At 42.3% G+C, this 15,245-nt stretch carries 15 protein-coding genes; 11 read left to right on the top strand and 4 right to left on the bottom strand.

The genetic code is table 11. The features are described 5' to 3' along the window. Positions 1–17 precede the first annotated feature (17 nt). Genes BCU68_RS11255 through BCU68_RS11245 form a run of 3 tightly spaced genes read left to right on the top strand, consistent with a single transcriptional unit; the run spans position 18 to position 2,748 of the window. Positions 18–245, top strand: coding sequence for a FeoA family protein (locus tag BCU68_RS11255; RefSeq protein ID WP_102564867.1), 228 nt, complete (start codon positions 18–20; stop codon positions 243–245). Continuing rightward, positions 245–2,521, top strand: a complete 2,277-nt coding sequence (gene feoB, locus BCU68_RS11250; protein ID WP_102564844.1) for a Fe(2+) transporter permease subunit FeoB — start codon at positions 245–247, stop codon at positions 2,519–2,521. The genes BCU68_RS11255 and feoB overlap by 1 nt, the downstream gene beginning before the upstream one ends. Beyond that, the gene (locus tag BCU68_RS11245) at positions 2,518–2,748 is read left to right on the top strand and encodes a FeoC-like transcriptional regulator (RefSeq protein ID WP_102564843.1); all 231 of its coding nucleotides are present in this window, start codon (positions 2,518–2,520) and stop codon (positions 2,746–2,748) included. Before feoB ends, BCU68_RS11245 begins: the two co-directional genes overlap by 4 nt. A 105-nt stretch (positions 2,749–2,853) precedes the next feature. Here the strand turns inward: BCU68_RS11245 and BCU68_RS11240 are convergent, their stop codons facing one another. Both BCU68_RS11240 and argS read right to left on the bottom strand, forming a co-directional pair. Beyond that, positions 2,854–3,282, bottom strand: a complete 429-nt coding sequence (locus BCU68_RS11240; RefSeq protein ID WP_102564842.1) for an HIT domain-containing protein — start codon at positions 3,280–3,282, stop codon at positions 2,854–2,856. Positions 3,283–3,401: 119 nt separating this feature from the next. After that, complete coding sequence (gene argS, locus BCU68_RS11235) at positions 3,402–5,135, bottom strand: arginine--tRNA ligase (protein ID WP_102564841.1); 1,734 nt, start codon at positions 5,133–5,135, stop codon at positions 3,402–3,404. A 258-nt stretch (positions 5,136–5,393) separates the two neighbouring features. On the opposite strand from argS, the gene BCU68_RS11230 reads away from it, so the two are divergent. After that, the gene (locus tag BCU68_RS11230) at positions 5,394–5,990 is read left to right on the top strand and encodes a VOC family protein (RefSeq protein ID WP_102564840.1); all 597 of its coding nucleotides are present in this window, start codon (positions 5,394–5,396) and stop codon (positions 5,988–5,990) included. Between the two features lie 209 nt (positions 5,991–6,199). Here the strand turns inward: BCU68_RS11230 and purU are convergent, their stop codons facing one another. Continuing rightward, complete coding sequence (gene purU, locus BCU68_RS11225; protein ID WP_102564839.1) at positions 6,200–7,033, bottom strand: formyltetrahydrofolate deformylase; 834 nt, start codon at positions 7,031–7,033, stop codon at positions 6,200–6,202. Between the two features lie 185 nt (positions 7,034–7,218). Here purU and BCU68_RS11220 point away from each other — a divergent pair, with 185 nt between their 5' ends. The 7 genes from BCU68_RS11220 (at position 7,219) to rnd (ending at position 14,863) form a co-directional block, all read left to right on the top strand. Further along, positions 7,219–9,222 carry an ATP-dependent DNA helicase gene (locus BCU68_RS11220; RefSeq protein ID WP_102564838.1) on the top strand — a complete coding sequence of 668 codons (2,004 nt, stop codon included), beginning with the start codon at positions 7,219–7,221 and terminating at the stop codon, positions 9,220–9,222. Between the two features lie 15 nt (positions 9,223–9,237). After that, positions 9,238–9,942: a tRNA (adenosine(37)-N6)-threonylcarbamoyltransferase complex dimerization subunit type 1 TsaB gene (gene tsaB / locus BCU68_RS11215; RefSeq protein ID WP_102564837.1), complete on the top strand. Its 705-nt coding sequence runs from the start codon at positions 9,238–9,240 to the stop codon at positions 9,940–9,942. A gap of 99 nt (positions 9,943–10,041) precedes the next feature. After that, on the top strand, positions 10,042–10,356 hold the full coding sequence (locus BCU68_RS11210) for a chromosome partitioning protein ParA (RefSeq protein WP_102564836.1): 315 nt from the start codon (positions 10,042–10,044) through the stop codon (positions 10,354–10,356). 55 nt (positions 10,357–10,411) lie between these two features. Next, the gene (locus BCU68_RS11205; RefSeq protein ID WP_102564835.1) at positions 10,412–10,969 is read left to right on the top strand and encodes a Slp family lipoprotein; all 558 of its coding nucleotides are present in this window, start codon (positions 10,412–10,414) and stop codon (positions 10,967–10,969) included. Further along, entirely contained in the window at positions 10,959–11,861 is a 903-nt protein-coding gene (locus BCU68_RS11200; protein ID WP_102564834.1) for an alpha/beta hydrolase, read from the top strand. The genes BCU68_RS11205 and BCU68_RS11200 overlap by 11 nt, the downstream gene beginning before the upstream one ends. Before the next feature lie 91 nt (positions 11,862–11,952). Next, positions 11,953–13,647 carry a long-chain-fatty-acid--CoA ligase FadD gene (gene fadD / locus BCU68_RS11195; RefSeq protein WP_102564833.1) on the top strand — a complete coding sequence of 565 codons (1,695 nt, stop codon included), beginning with the start codon at positions 11,953–11,955 and terminating at the stop codon, positions 13,645–13,647. 97 nt (positions 13,648–13,744) lie between these two features. Next, complete coding sequence (rnd, locus tag BCU68_RS11190; protein ID WP_102564832.1) at positions 13,745–14,863, top strand: ribonuclease D; 1,119 nt, start codon at positions 13,745–13,747, stop codon at positions 14,861–14,863. 122 nt (positions 14,864–14,985) lie between these two features. Here rnd and minE read toward each other — a convergent pair whose 3' ends face one another. Further along, entirely contained in the window at positions 14,986–15,243 is a 258-nt protein-coding gene (gene minE / locus BCU68_RS11185) for a cell division topological specificity factor MinE (RefSeq protein WP_102564831.1), read from the bottom strand. Positions 15,244–15,245: the final 2 nt, after the last annotated feature.

Here is a 15,245-nt window from a genome sequence, read left to right as displayed (position 1 = left end):
TTATTGTCGAGGGTTACATGAAGTTATCTGAATTAATGATTGGCACGGAAGCCAAAGTTATTACTTTTGGTGAGTTATCTAACGATATAAGAAAGAAACTCATGGTGATGGGGCTATTACCCAATACAACGATTAAGCTTTTGCGCCGTGCACCAATGGGCGATCCATTACAAATAGAAGTACGTGGTGTTTCTTTAGCAGTGCGAGAAAATATTGCAGCCTTGATTGATGTGGAGGTGAAGTAATGCAATATGAAATTCTAACCGTAGGTAACCCGAATAGTGGTAAAACAACATTATTTAACGGTCTAACTGGTGCTCGCCAACAGGTAGGGAACTGGGCTGGTGTAACAGTAGAAAAGAAAACCGGTCATTATATCCATAGTGGTGATGATTTTCAATTAACCGACTTGCCAGGGATCTATGCACTAGACAGTGGCAATGACGGTAATAGTATTGATGAATCCATCGCATCACGAGCAATTATCAGTCATCCTGCTGATTTGATTATTAACGTTGTTGATGCAACATGCCTTGAGCGCAGCCTATATATGACCTTGCAGCTACGTGAGCTAGGTCGCCCTATGGTTGTGGTACTTAATAAAATGGATGCACTGAAGCGTGAACGACAAACCATTAATATTAAGCAACTCGAAAAAAAACTAGGCTGCCCTGTTTTTACACTTTCTGCTCATAATAAGCATCATGTTCAACAATTTAAAGACAAACTGCATAAAGCCTTGATTCAAGGTGTAGCGTTAAAAGAGTTGCAACTTGATTATGGTACTGAGTTTGAGACCTCAATTTCTCAACTTGCCGATAAGCTTCAATCAGAACAGGTAGCACCGCGCGCATTGGCTATTCGCGCCTTAGAAAATGATGCATTAGTTATTAATGGCTTGCCTGAGTCTGAACGCGACCTGATTCGTCAGCAACAAGCTCAGTGTCAGCTTGATATTGACTTGCATGTTGCCGATACTAAATACACATTTTTGCATGAAGTTTGTAAAACCGTGCGCAATACGCAAGGGAAGCTGAGTCACAGTTTTACAGAAAAAGCGGATCAATTTATTCTTAATAAATGGGTGGGTATTCCGTTCTTTTTTATTGTGATGTACTTGATGTTTATGTTCTCTATTAACATTGGTGGTGCTTTCATTGATTTCTTTGATATCAGTGTTGGTGCGCTTCTTGTTGATGGCGGGCATTACTTACTCGATGATCATTTACCTGTTTGGTTAGTCACACTCATTGCTGATGGTATCGGTGGCGGTATCCAGACTGTTGCTACCTTTATCCCCGTGATTGCTAGCTTATACCTATTTTTAGCCGTGTTAGAAAGTTCTGGCTATATGTCTCGCGCTGCATTTGTACTTGATAAGGTAATGCAAAAGATAGGTTTACCAGGTAAAGCCTTTGTTCCACTTGTATTAGGTTTTGGCTGTAACGTTCCTTCAATCATGGCTACGCGTACTTTAGATCAAGAGCGTGAACGTAAGCTTGCAGCTTCAATGGCACCCTTTATGTCATGTGGTGCACGTTTACCCGTTTATGCATTATTAGCCGCAGCATTTTTCCCAGAGAGTGGACAAAATGTCGTCTTTGCTTTGTATCTTCTCGGTATTGTTGCAGCTGTGTTTACGGGTCTGGTTCTTAAACATACTTTGTACCCGGGGGCGAGTGATAGCTTGGTAATGGAAATGCCAAACTATGAAGTGCCAACACTGCAAAATGTCCTGATTAAAACATGGCAAAAGCTCAACCGTTTTGTACTGGGTGCAGGTAAAACGATTGTCATTGTTGTTACTATTTTAAGTTTCTTTAACTCAATAGGGACAGATGGAAGCTTTGGTAATGAAGACAGTAATAATTCTGTTTTATCTAAAGCTGCACAAGTTGTTACCCCGGTATTTGCTCCTATTGGTATCAATCAAGATAACTGGCCAGCGACAGTGGGTATTATCACAGGTATCTTTGCTAAAGAAGCGGTAGTGGGAACACTGAATAGCCTTTATTCGCCGGCGAGTGCGGAAGATGCTGAGTATGACTTAAAAGCGAGTTTAGAAGAGGCTGTGATGTCTATTCCAGATAACTTGTTAGGTTTAAGCTTTGCTGATCCATTAGGTATTGATGTTGGTGATTTATCCGATGCAAGTGCCGTTGCTGATGAGCAAGAGGTGGATAGTTCTATTTTTGGTAACTTGCAGACTCACTTTGTTACGAGTCATGCAGCACTCTCATATTTGATCTTTATTTTACTGTATACACCTTGTGTTGCTGCAATGGGAGCGTATGTACGTGAGTTTGGTGCTAAGTATGCGCGCTTTATTGCCGTTTGGACGATGGGTCTAGCTTATGGCAGCTCAGTTGTTTATTACCAAGCCTCTAACGTACTCGTTACACCGGTAAGTAGCCTAGCTTGGATTAGTGTAACATTAGGTTGTTTTGCTCTTGTGTTTAAAGGGTTGAAGAAGCAAGGCTTGAAGCAGCGTTCTTTTGTAGAAGAGGTTAAGGCAGTATGATTTTGATGGAGCTAAAGCAATACATAGCAGATCAAGGCGTTGCAACACGCGCACAACTGGCTAAGCAGTTTTCTATGAGTGAAGACGGCGTGGATGCCATGCTCAATTTATGGGTTAAGAAAGGAAAAATTAGCCGCTTAATCGATACCAATAAAGCCCAGCACATTACCCGTGTTCGTTATCGCTTGAATCAGACGGATCAACTATCAATGACAGTGACCATGTAGGTTCAATAAACGTGTAGATTCAAAATAGAAGAACTGATAACAAGTAAAATGCCGCTCTATCTTTTGATAGGCGGCATTTTTTTATTTTAAACCAAAAGGATAGCGTTACACTCTAGTGAAAACAGAGCTGAGTGATAATACATTTTGGATACGAGTTAGAATCGCATTTTGTTCTTTATCTTCTCTTGGGTTTCCTGGTGTATTTCCCCAAATAGGCCCAGGCCACGCACAATCGGTAGTAAAGCGGGCAATATGGTGAATGTGCAGTTGTGGCACCATATTACCTAATGCGCCAAGGTTAAGTTTATCGGGTTTAAAGGTTGCTTCTAAAGCTTGGCTTACCGCCTGTGATTCGATTAAAAACTGCTGTTGTTCATGCATCGGTAAGTGGTGCAGTTCTTTTAAATTGGCTCTTTTAGGGACTAAAATAATCCACGGCGTGGCTTCATCTTTATGTAGAAGGGCAACACAGAGAGGGAAATGACCAATAACCGTTGTGTCTTTAGCTAGTTGAGGGTGAAGTTCAAAATCCATAGAGGTGCTCGCGTGAGGTAAGGATAGCTTTATATCCTAATCAAAAAATGAGATATAAAAAAGGGCTAGTGCGTTAACACTAACCCTTACTATTTCTATCGACTAAATAAAGCGATAAATTACATACGCTCTAGTGTATCAATACCAAGTAGAGATAGACCTTGCTTAATCGTCTTCGCCGTTAGTGCAGCCATTTTTAAGCGACTTTGCTTAACGGTTTCATCTTCAGCAACTAAGATAGGGCATGCTTCATAGAAACTAGAGAACTGACCTGCAAGTTCAAACAGGTAGCTACACATGATGTGAGGTTGACCTTCACGAGCAACAGCTTGTACTGCTTCTTCAAATTGTAGCAGCTTAGCAATCAGTGCTTTCTCTTTATCTTCAGTTACTTTGATTTCACCAGATAGGCTATCCATAGTAATGCCAGCTTTAGCAAAGATAGAAGCCACACGAGTGTAAGCATATTGCATGTAAGGTGCTGTGTTACCTTCAAATGCTAGCATGTTTTCCCAGTCAAACACGTAATCAGTAGTACGGTGCTTAGAAAGGTCTGCGTATTTCACTGCCGCCATAGCAACAGTATTGGCAATTTGTGCTTTCTCATCAGCTTCTAACGATGGGTTTTTCGACTCAATCAGTTTTGCAGCGCGCTCTTCTGCTTCATCAAGAAGATCAGCAAGACGAACAGTACCACCTGCACGAGTTTTAAATGGACGACCATCTTTACCCAGCATCATACCAAACGCGTGGTGCTCAAGAGAAACAGACTCTGGTACATAGCCAGCTTTACGAACAATGTTCCAAGCTTGCATTAGGTGTTGATGTTGACGTGAGTCGATGAAGTATAAAACACGATCTGCGCCTAATTGCTCGTAGCGGTATTTAGCACAAGCAATATCCGTAGTAGTGTATAGGAAGCCACCGTCACGTTTTTGTACGATAACGCCCATAGGGTCGCCATCTTTGTTTTTGTATTCATCTAAGAACACAACTTGTGCGCCATCGCTTTCTTGTGCTAAACCTTGTGCTTTTAGGTCAGCAACAATGTTTGCTAGCATATCGTTGTATTGGCTTTCACCCATCACATCATCACGCGTTAGTGACACGTTTAGACGGTCATAGTTGCGTTGGTTTTGGATCATTGTGATGTCGACAAGTTTCTTCCACATTTGTGCGCAGAACTCGTCACCGCTTTGTAGTTTAACAACGTAGTTACGTGCTTTAACGGCAAACGCTTCATCTTCATCGTACAGTTTTTTAGACTCACGGTAGAAACCTTCTAGATCAGAAAGCTCCATTGATACTTCGCCAGTCTCTTGCTGTACACGCTCTAGGTTAGCAATCAGCATACCAAACTGAGTACCCCAGTCACCAATGTGGTTAGCACGGATAACGTTGTGACCTAAAAACTCAAGTGTACGTACAACAGCATCACCGATGATGGTTGAACGTAAGTGACCTACGTGCATTTCTTTTGCTACGTTTGGTGCTGAGTAATCGGCAACAATCGTTTTCACTTCGTCAGTAGCGACACCTAAACGAGAGTCTGCCAGGGCTGCGTCGGCTTGTTGTGCTAAGTATTGCTCATCTAGGAAGATGTTCAAAAAGCCTGGTCCAGCAATTTCAACTTTACTCGCAATGCCATCTAGGTCTAAAACATCCAGTACTTTTTGAGCAAATTCTCGTGGGTTAGTGCCTAGTCGTTTAGCAACGCCCATTACGCCGTTTGCTTGGTAGTCACCAAATTGTGGTTTTGCAGATTGACGTACAGCAGCAGGAGAGCCTGCAGGTGCGCCAGCGGCTTCAAGAGCCTGAGATACTTTGTCATTAATCAGTGCTTGGATATTCACACGCGTTTCCTTCAATTCAAGGATGAAAAGTCTGTAACTTAGCTGGTTGTTGATATTGTCAGTATAGCAATACCAATACAGGGCAGGCAGGGTACAGATCTTGTTTGAGTTCACAAAAATGGCGCTAATGATACCAATTTAATTGCTGAGCTTACAGAGTAGAATTCGTGATTTTTTGATCTTTTAAGTTTACAGAGAGTTTCAATTTGAAAAAATCCAGTTACTATCGAATAAAACCCACATTAATGGACGACAATCATGCCTTCGCAACTTTCCACACTTGGTTTAGCGCCACAGCAAATGCTGCAAAATCTTGATGGTTTCATGGACCGCATTACGCAACTTAGTGAGCTGATTAAGTTAGATTTGACCTTTGCACAAGCCGATCATATCGCGCTACGTATTAACGAAGCAGAGGTGGCAAGTCAGGCGCATCAAGCATGGCTCGCCTATGGTAGTGTGATTTCACAAGCAGAAATTAATGGTCGTCCAATTATTGTATTGGCTTTTGAGCAGGTATTAAAATCACGGGGTTGGAGTATTGAATGCTTAGAGCTACCTTACCCAGCAGCAGGCAAAATTTATCCAGAGCAAAATTGGGAGCATGTTGAATTTGTTATTCCATCTCACGCTCAAACAGCAGAAGCGTACCTAGAAGATTTAAAAGCGACTTATCCTGCTTTTGCTCTACAGTGGGATAACCTGGCAGAACTTGGCGTAAAAACGAAGCTTTCCAGTCCGAAAGGGGAAGGGGAGCGTTTAAATAACCCAACGGTGGCGTTTAAGTATCAAGGCATTTGTATCAAGGTTCATCCGCATTCATTAAAGCGCATTGTGGAATCGGAGCAAGAGTAATATCAGTGTTGAGGTAGCCTAACGATGTAACAATGTGGATGTGATGGAGCAGACATCAATGGGCATGGATGCCCATTGTTAAGCGAACAGGGATGTCTTGAGCGGTCTGCGGAGTGACATCCATATTGTTTATTAGCTTGCCGTTACTCGCGGTTAAAATAAGTAAAAGTCCAATACATTAATTATCGGACCCTATTGCTTAGCTGTCATTACAAAATTACAGTCTTATTGCCGTAAACGAATACATGATCATTAACAACCTTATTCAGTGCCTTACTTAAGACATTTTTCTCCACATCACGCCCAGCTTGAGCCATATCTCTTGCACTAAAGTTATGATCCACTGGAATAACGTCCTGCTTGATAATCGGTCCTTCATCAAGGTCATTTGTTACAAAGTGCGCAGTTGCGCCAATGATTTTAACCCCACGCTCATACGCTTGCTGATAAGGCTTAGCACCAATAAACGCTGGTAAGAAACTGTGATGAATATTAATGATTTTATGATGATACTGCTCAACAAAACTCGGTGTTAATACACGCATATATTTAGCTAAAACCAAGTAATCAGTCTCATACTGGTCGATGATTGCTAATAAAGCTTTCTCATGATCTTCACGGCTAAGTCCAACATGAGAGACATGGTGGTAAGGAATATCAAAACGCTCGGTTAACGACTGCAAAGTATCGTAGTTACCAATCACAGCGGCAATTTCAACATCTAAGCTGCCATCATAATTTTTCATCAATAAATCACCTAAGCAGTGCGACTCTTTGGTGACTAAAATAACCACACGCTTGCGAGATGCGTCGACTAATTTGCGCTTAGTCTGTTGTGGTAGCGCTTGGTCAAGATCGGCTAGAAAGGTATCATCATTAAAATAACCTTCCAGTTCGGTACGCATAAAAAAGTGACCAGACGTATTATCTACAAACTCATTGTTATGGATAATATTCAATTGATGTTTATAACAAATATTGGTGATCTTTGAGATTAACCCAGGGGCATCAGTGCAGTGAGTTAGGAGTGTTTTTCTTTCCATTAATTATCTACTTCCATGAAAATAACAAAAATTTTAATAGGATAGGCGTCTGTTAACGGCTATTGTGACAAGTATAATATCATTTATAACTAATCTATTCCTTGTTTCAATTCAAGGCAATAATTATAGGAATATTAAATAAATCTGCCATAATTCCCCCTATCTTGTGTATTTTCGAACTGATTATGATATCTAAAACCTTTTCTGAACAGGGCGCATTGGGCAAAGCAATCCCAGGTTTTCAGCCACGCCAACCCCAACTTGATATGGCTCATGCGGTACAAAAAGCGATAGATAAGCAGTCGCAGCTGGTGGTTGAAGCAGGGACAGGGACGGGAAAAACCTTCGCTTATCTCGTTCCAGCGTTACTGAGTGGGAAAAAAGTCATTATCAGTACCGGATCAAAAAACCTTCAAGAGCAACTTTTCCATCGAGACTTACCATTAATGGTTAATGCGCTTGGCTATTACGGTAAAGTGGCGTTATTAAAAGGTCGCTCCAATTATCTATGCCTTGATCGTTTATCTCGTCAAATGATCGAAAGTCACACAACAGAATCGGATCCAACTCTGCTGACTCAATTGGTGAAAGTGCGCAGTTGGTCATCGGAAACAAAAACGGGCGATTTGGGTGACTGTGACGCTATCGCAGAAGATAGTTTAGTCATCCCGACCATCACCTCAAGTAACGACAATTGCTTAGGGAAAGAGTGCCCTAGTTTTAACGACTGCTTTGTGCTGAAAGCGCGTAAAAATGCCATGGAAGCGGATATCGTTGTCGTCAACCACCATCTATTTCTAGCCGATTTAGCCATTAAAGAGACCGGCTTTGGTGAATTAATTCCTGAGGCCGATGTGTTTATTTTTGATGAAGCGCACCAACTGCCTGATATCGCTAGCCACTATTTTGGTCAATCACTCTCGAGCCGTCAGATCCAAGAGTTAGGCAAAGATATTGAAATTGCTTATCGAACTGAAGCAAAAGATATGCGTCAGTTGCAAAAAGTGGCGGAAAGGCTGAATCAGTCAGCGATGGATTTACGTATTGTGCTTGGTGAGCCAGGTTTTCGAGGCAACTGGCGTGAGGCGCTAAAATCCACCGCGATTGAACGAGAGTTGACCCGTTTAAGTGATGCGATTGATTTGGCGATGGATGTGTTGAAGTTGGCACTGGGGCGCAGTCAGTTGCTCGATACTGCCTTTGAGCGTGCAACGATAATTAAAAACCGTTTTGATCGCGTGTGTGATGTTTCAATTACAGGCTATTCTTATTGGTTTGATACCACACCGCGACATTTTAATTTACACATAACCCCGTTATCGGTCGCTGATAAATTTCATGAGCAGATTGAGCAAAAGCAAGGGGCATGGATTTTTACCTCAGCGACGCTTGCCGTATCGGATGACTTTGGTCACTTTACTTCACGGCTAGGTTTAACGCCGAGTGAACAGTTTTCTTTACCAAGCCCTTTTGATTATCAAAATCAGGCATGTTTGTGTGTGCCTCGTTATCTTCCTGAGCCTAACAGTCCAGGCTTAGCCGATAAGTTAGTACGAATACTCAGCCCAATTGTCGAACAAAACCAAGGGCGATGTTTTTTCCTTTGTACTTCACACAGCATGATGCGAGAGCTCGGGGAGCGCTTTAGAGAAACCTTGACGGTCCCTGTTTTATTACAAGGTGAAACCAGTAAACAAAAAACATTGGCGGAATTTATGGAGTTAGGCAATGCTCTATTAGTCGCAACGGGTGCATTTTGGGAAGGGATTGATGTTAGAGGTGATGCCCTGAGCTGTGTTATCATAGATAAATTACCGTTTACCGCCCCTGATGATCCATTATTAAAGGCGCGTATTGAAGATTGCCGTTTACGTGGTGGTGATCCTTTTGCTCAAGTGCAACTGCCTGATGCAGTGATCACCTTAAAGCAAGGTGTAGGGCGCTTGATTCGGGATAAAACCGATCAAGGTGCTTTAATTATCTGTGACAATCGCTTGGTAACACGAGATTATGGTGGTGTTTTCCTCGCGAGCTTACCGCCAATCCCTCGAACGCGAGATTTAGGTAGAGTGAAAGATTTTTTACTGCAAGCTTCATCAGCAGAGCCAAATAAGCAACAGCAGACACCACCGTCAAACACTGAAGTTGGGACAGATGATTCCAACGCGGTGATCAAAGAACATGACTAATTATTCGAGATAGCAATGAGCGCAAAAATTCTAGCCTTAGATACGGCAACCGAAACTTGTTCAGTAGCATTAATGATTGGCGAGCAAACCTTTGTTCGTAGTGAATTTGCTCCACGTGACCATACGAAGAAAATTCTACCGATGGTCGACGAGGTTTTAAAAGAAGCGGGGATCCGTTTACAGGACTTAGACGCTTTAGCTTTTGGTCGTGGACCAGGCAGTTTTACTGGTGTTCGTATCTGTATTGGTATCGCGCAAGGTCTAGCCTTTGGTGCTAACTTACCAATGATTGGCGTTTCAACGTTAGCGGCAATGGCGCAAGGTACGTACCGTAAACATGGGCATGAGCAGGTAGCTTGTGCTATCGATGCTCGAATGAGCGAAGTGTATTGGGGGCGTTTTCAGCGTATCAGTAATGGCGATTGGTCTGTTGTCGGTGCTGAGTGCGTTATTGCACCAGATGCTGTTGCAGCGCAATTAGAAGCAAAAGAAGCTCTGCAATGGGCAACCGCAGGTACTGGGTGGGAAGCTTACCAAGAGCCTTTAGCTGCGCTACCTCTAGAGCTTATTGCTACCGATGTACAATTTCCAGAAGCGCAAGATATCGCTCATTTAGCACAGTTTGAATGGCAAAAAGGCAACACGGTTTTAGCTGAAGAGGCGAGCCCTGTTTATTTGCGTGATAAGGTTACTTGGAAAAAGCTACCAGGTCGTGAGTAAACAAACGATCAGAACGTAAATATACGACAGCATTAGTATGATTGGCATAACAGCGGGTGAAGAGAGCGACTCTTTTCACCCTTATTATTGAGTGAATATATGGTATCGATTAACGGTTTACCGCCTGCTAGGCTGACTCACACCAATAAAACCAACAAAAAGAATGAGGTTAGAAAAAGCCAATCTGGCACTCCAACTTCCTCATCATCTCAAGTCGCACAGCCGACGAAAGTGGCAAACGCGGTCGCTCATTCGATCAAGCCAATGAATGAATCAGACTTAAAAAAAGCCCAATTGCATTATGATCTTCCAGAAGGTCACTCACGTAAAGCGATGCAAGAGTATTTCGATGTGTTGAATCAAGCCAAAAAAGAAGAACTTGCGCAGATGTTTGGTGTCGATATCTATATCTGAACGATTTTACTTATCGTATTCAATAGATTCACTTTTTATTAGTAAGGTACTTAAGATGAAAACCTTTTTTGCTCGTGCATTCAGTTTGCTTTCCCTCATCACTTTTCTTTCTGCTTGTACTTCTTTACCGTCAGAATTAACCGCACAAAGTGAAGTACTAATTAGCGATTACTCAACTTGGTTAAACGCTGATCCTAGCCTTCAGACCGATGTACGCTTGGGCGGGGTCATCGCGAAAGTCGATAACTTAGCGACCAAAAGCCGCATTGAAGTGGTGAACTTACCTATCAATAAATCAGGTCAGCCAGATATCACTCAAGATCCTCAAGGTCGATTTATCGCTTATGTACCTGGGTATGTTGAGCCGGTTGCTTTTGCACAAGGACGGCTAGTTACTTTTGTCGGTAAAACAGCCATGCCAGAAGCGGGTAAAGTTGGAGAGTTTGATTATACTTTTCCTGTCATGGAAGCATACGGGCAGCGTTTATGGCGCATAGAAGAGCGTATCATTATGAATGACTTTGATCGCGCTTTTGACAATTGTCGTAGCTTCCACTGCCGCGCTTTTGATTACGGACCAAGAGAGGCAAGAGTCATTCAAAATGTTAAATGATGACAGCTTTCATTCGCGAGAGTACCAGCTTAGTACTGGTACACTTGCATCCATTGAGTATGGAGATCCACAAAAGGCTGGCAAAACGGTCCTTTTTTTACATGGCTGGTTAGATAACGCAGCGAGCTTTTTCTCTATGATGAGTGTCTGGGTTGAATCTGATCCTGATTGCTGTTTGATCGCGATAGATCTCCCTGGGCATGGTCTGTCCAGTCATAAACCTGGCTCATTCTATCCATTCCATGATTACATCGATGATATTGAACAGCTTTTGGATGAAATATCACCAAACAACCTAGTGTTAGTAGGACATTCCCTTGGTGCATTGGTAGCAAGTTGCTATAGTGCCGCCTTTCCTGAAAAAGTATCGGGATTAATACAAATCGAAGGTTATGGACCTTTAAGTGAAAGTGCTGATGAGACGATAACGCGTTTAAGAACTGGGGTATCAAGCCGCCAGCGTCAACGTAAAAAGCCATCTCGTCGTTTAAGCAGCCTTGATGCTGCCATTGACTTGAGAGCCAATGTGAATCAGATAGATAAAGCACTGATAGCACCTATTGTTGAGCGAAGCGTTATCCTTGATGACGGTAAGTGGCAGTGGCGACATGATAAGAAATTGCAGTGTGACTCGCTCTATCGTATGTCACCGCAGCAAGCGCAAGTCATTCAAGATGCGATTGAATGTCCGCAATTAATTATTCTCGCAGAGCAAGGTTTCTCATCACTTAAAAAAGCCCATAACCAACACAGTAGCGATACAGTAACGGCATCCACTCAGGCGATCGAGGTGATTACCATCGCTGGTGGGCACCATTGCCACTTGCAAAATCCAAAGCAAGTAGTGGAACTAATTTTAGGCTCAGTTAACAAAAATGAAACAAGTGCTTAAATCTTTCGTGGCGAAGTTCTGTGGCTGTGCTGTAATAAACAAATAATGAAGTGCTATTGCTAAGCGATAGCCAATAATAAGGAGTATAACCGTGGATAAACCTTGGCTTTCACGCATCCCAAGTGACGTACCTGAAACCATTAATCCTGATCAATACACCTCGCTAGTGGAGATGTTTGAACAGTCAGTACAAAAGTATGCTGACCAACCTGCGTTCATGAATATGGGCTCAGTGATGACGTTCCGTAAATTAGAAGAACGCAGCCGAGCTTTTGCTGCTTACTTACAGAATGACTTAAAGTTAAAGCCGGGTGATCGCGTTGCTCTGATGATGCCAAACTTGCTGCAATACCCAGTCGCTCTTTTTGGTATCTTGCGTGCAGGTATGATTGCCGTCAACGTAAACCCGCTGTATACCCCTCGAGAATTAGAGCATCAACTGAATGACGCTGATGCCAAAGCGATCGTTATTGTATCGAACTTTGCTAACACCTTAGAGCAGGTTGTTGATAAAACCCCAGTGAAGCACGTGATCTTAACGAGTCTTGGTCAGATGTTGCCAAGAGCAAAGGGGACCATCGTTGATTTTGTTGTTAAGTACGTAAAAGGCATGGTTCCAAAGTACAATTTGCCAGGGGCTATCTCACTACGTAAAGCACTTTACAAAGGTCGCCGCTTACAATACGTCAAACCATTTATGTCGGGTGAAGATATTGCATTCTTACAATACACCGGCGGTACCACAGGTGTAGCGAAAGGGGCAATTTTGACCCATCGCAATATGGTTGCCAATGTGATGCAAGCAAAAGGAGCTTATGGTCCAACGTTAACTGAAGGGCGCGAATTGATGGTAACAGCACTGCCGCTGTATCATGTTTTTGCTTTAACGGTTAACTGCTTGCTGATGATTGAAATGGGGGGGCGTAACTTATTAATCACTAACCCTCGTGATATTCCAGGCTTTATTAAAGAACTAAAAGCTTACCCATTCACAGCGATCACGGGTGTAAATACACTCTTTAATGCATTAGTGAACAATGAAGACTTCCATGAAGTGGATTTCACTAACTTAAGATTATCTGTTGGTGGTGGTATGGCTGTTCAGCGTGCTGTTGCAGATAAATGGAAAAAAGTAACAGGTAAATACCTACTGGAAGGCTATGGTCTTACCGAGTGTGCACCATTGGTTGCTGTTTATCCACATAACTTGACGGAATATAACGGTTCGATTGGCTTACCGGTACCATCAACAGAAGTACGACTTGTCGATGAAGACGGTAATGTTGTTGCAAATGATCAAGTTGGTGAATTGCAAGTACGTGGACCACAGGTGATGCAAGGTTACTGGCAGCGTTCTGAAGCGACGAAGGAAGTAATTAACTCTGAAGGTTGGTTATCAACGGGCGACATTGTTAAATTTGATGAGCAAGGCTTCTTACACATTGTTGATCGTAAAAAAGACATGATTTTAGTTTCTGGCTTCAACGTTTACCCAAATGAAATTGAAGACGTGATTGCTCTACACGGTAAAGTCTTAGAAGTGGCAGCCATTGGTCAGCCGCACGAAGTCTCTGGTGAGCTAGTTAAGATCTACGTGGTAAAACGTGATCCGAGCTTGACCAAAGAAGAGATTATTGCTCACTGTCGTCAACATTTAACCGGATATAAAATTCCTAAGTTAGTTGAGTTCCGTGAAGACTTACCAAAAACGAATGTAGGTAAAATCTTACGTCGTGTGCTACGTGAAGAGAACGATGCAGAGTTAGCGAAAAAGCCGACAGCTTAAGTGGTTGTAGTCACCATTTAATCTTATTTTCTGTTAGAATGCCGGTCGCTAATGCCGGCATTTTTATTGCTCTTATAAAAGAGTTTGCGAGAGTTTTGTGAATTATCAAATTATTACCCAAATCGAAGATTTAGAACGAGTTTGTTTACAAGCGCGTGAAGCTGATGTGGTTATGCTCGACACGGAGTTTGTTCGTACGCGTACGTTTTACCCTCTGCTTGGTCTTATTCAGCTCTTTGATGGCGAGAATTTATCACTAATAGATCCTGTGGCATTAGAAGATAAGATGGAGGCTTTTGTTGGTTTGCTGCAAGATCCATCAACATTAAAAGTGTTGCATGCGTGTGGTGAAGACCTTGAAGTATTCCAAAATTCATTTGGTTGTACACCAGCACCAATGATCGATACTCAAGTCATGGCGGCATTTTTAGGTAATGGCTTATCGACGGGTTTTGCAACATTAGTGAATGAGTTTGTGGGCGTTGAGCTAGATAAAAGTGAGTCACGCACTGACTGGATGGCTCGTCCATTAACGAAAAAGCAACTGGATTATGCTGCGGCAGATGTTTTTTACTTGCTACCTTTGTATGAAAAATTATTGGTACAAGTGAAAGAAGCGAATTGGTGGGAAGCGGCTCAACAAGAGTGTGAGTTGCTTGTTCGTAAGCGTATTAAGCACATTAATAAAGATAAACTTTATACGGATATTAAAGGGGCTTGGCAATTAACCCCTGCGCAACTCGCGGTTTTAAAACCACTAGCAAAATGGCGCTATGAAGAAGCAATGCGTCGCGATTTAGCACTTAACTTTATCTTTAAAGAGCAAGACTTATGGTCGGTGGCTCGCTTTGGCTTAAAGAGCTTGCGTAATATGGAGCAACACGGCATTGATGTACGTTCTGCACGTCGTCACAGCGCTCGTATTGGCGCGATAGTGACTAAGGCAGAGCAGACGGCAAGTGATGACTACCCAGAAGAAATCGTGCGTTTGATGGACTTTCCAACGTATAAGCAATTATTTAAACGCTTAAAAGATGAAGTGAAACTCGTGTCTGATTCAACTGGACTGGCGGTTGAATTCTTAGCATCTAAAAAACAGATGAACCAATTGCTTAGTTGGATCTGGAAGAAAAATCGCAACCCAGAAATCTGCCCAGATGTCATGCAAGGCTGGCGTTTAGAGATTTTAGGTCAACGTTTAGATAAGCTCATTTAATTTAGCGGCTCTTCGTTTAATTATGATAATAAAAAAGGTTTGCTTTTTAGAGAGCAAACCTTTTTTTAATCGCCTCGGTAATAGAGGCAATCTATCTATTCACATAATCACTGTGAAGAATATTACTCTTCCGGCAGTTTCACATTAAGTTCAATGACGGAAATATCATCATCTTTGTGCTCAAAAGAGAGGTCGACCATTGAAGGATCTACCGCAACATACTTGGCAATCACTTTAAGAATATCTTCTTTTAGCTTTGGCAAATAGGATGGCGCAGGATCATCATGGCTGCGACGCTCAGCAACAATAATTTGTAAGCGCTCTTTTGCTAAACTTGCGGTTTCTTTTTTCTGTGGGCGAAAAAATTCCAATAATGACATAA

Origin of the sequence: Vibrio sp. 10N.286.49.B3 (assembly GCF_002873395.1) — a bacterium.
GTDB lineage: Bacteria > Pseudomonadota > Gammaproteobacteria > Enterobacterales > Vibrionaceae > Vibrio.
The sequence above is the reverse complement of the archived record's forward strand: the minus strand, read 5'-3'. Positions and strand labels throughout refer to the sequence as shown.

Excerpts from the sequence above, each read along its gene's own strand:
- purU (WP_102564839.1), bottom strand. The coding sequence starts at position 7,033 with ATGGAAAGAAAAACACTCCTAACTCACTGCACTGATGCCCCTGGGTTA.
- feoB (WP_102564844.1), top strand. The coding sequence starts at position 245 with ATGCAATATGAAATTCTAACCGTAGGTAACCCGAATAGTGGTAAAACA.
- BCU68_RS11220 (WP_102564838.1), top strand. The coding sequence starts at position 7,219 with ATGATATCTAAAACCTTTTCTGAACAGGGCGCATTGGGCAAAGCAATC.
- BCU68_RS11210 (WP_102564836.1), top strand. The coding sequence starts at position 10,042 with ATGGTATCGATTAACGGTTTACCGCCTGCTAGGCTGACTCACACCAAT.
- minE (WP_102564831.1), bottom strand. The coding sequence starts at position 15,243 with ATGTCATTATTGGAATTTTTTCGCCCACAGAAAAAAGAAACCGCAAGT.
- BCU68_RS11245 (WP_102564843.1), top strand. The coding sequence starts at position 2,518 with ATGATTTTGATGGAGCTAAAGCAATACATAGCAGATCAAGGCGTTGCA.
- BCU68_RS11255 (WP_102564867.1), top strand. The coding sequence starts at position 18 with ATGAAGTTATCTGAATTAATGATTGGCACGGAAGCCAAAGTTATTACT.
- BCU68_RS11230 (WP_102564840.1), top strand. The coding sequence starts at position 5,394 with ATGCCTTCGCAACTTTCCACACTTGGTTTAGCGCCACAGCAAATGCTG.
- BCU68_RS11200 (WP_102564834.1), top strand. The coding sequence starts at position 10,959 with ATGTTAAATGATGACAGCTTTCATTCGCGAGAGTACCAGCTTAGTACT.
- tsaB (WP_102564837.1), top strand. The coding sequence starts at position 9,238 with ATGAGCGCAAAAATTCTAGCCTTAGATACGGCAACCGAAACTTGTTCA.
- BCU68_RS11240 (WP_102564842.1), bottom strand. The coding sequence starts at position 3,282 with ATGGATTTTGAACTTCACCCTCAACTAGCTAAAGACACAACGGTTATT.
- BCU68_RS11205 (WP_102564835.1), top strand. The coding sequence starts at position 10,412 with ATGAAAACCTTTTTTGCTCGTGCATTCAGTTTGCTTTCCCTCATCACT.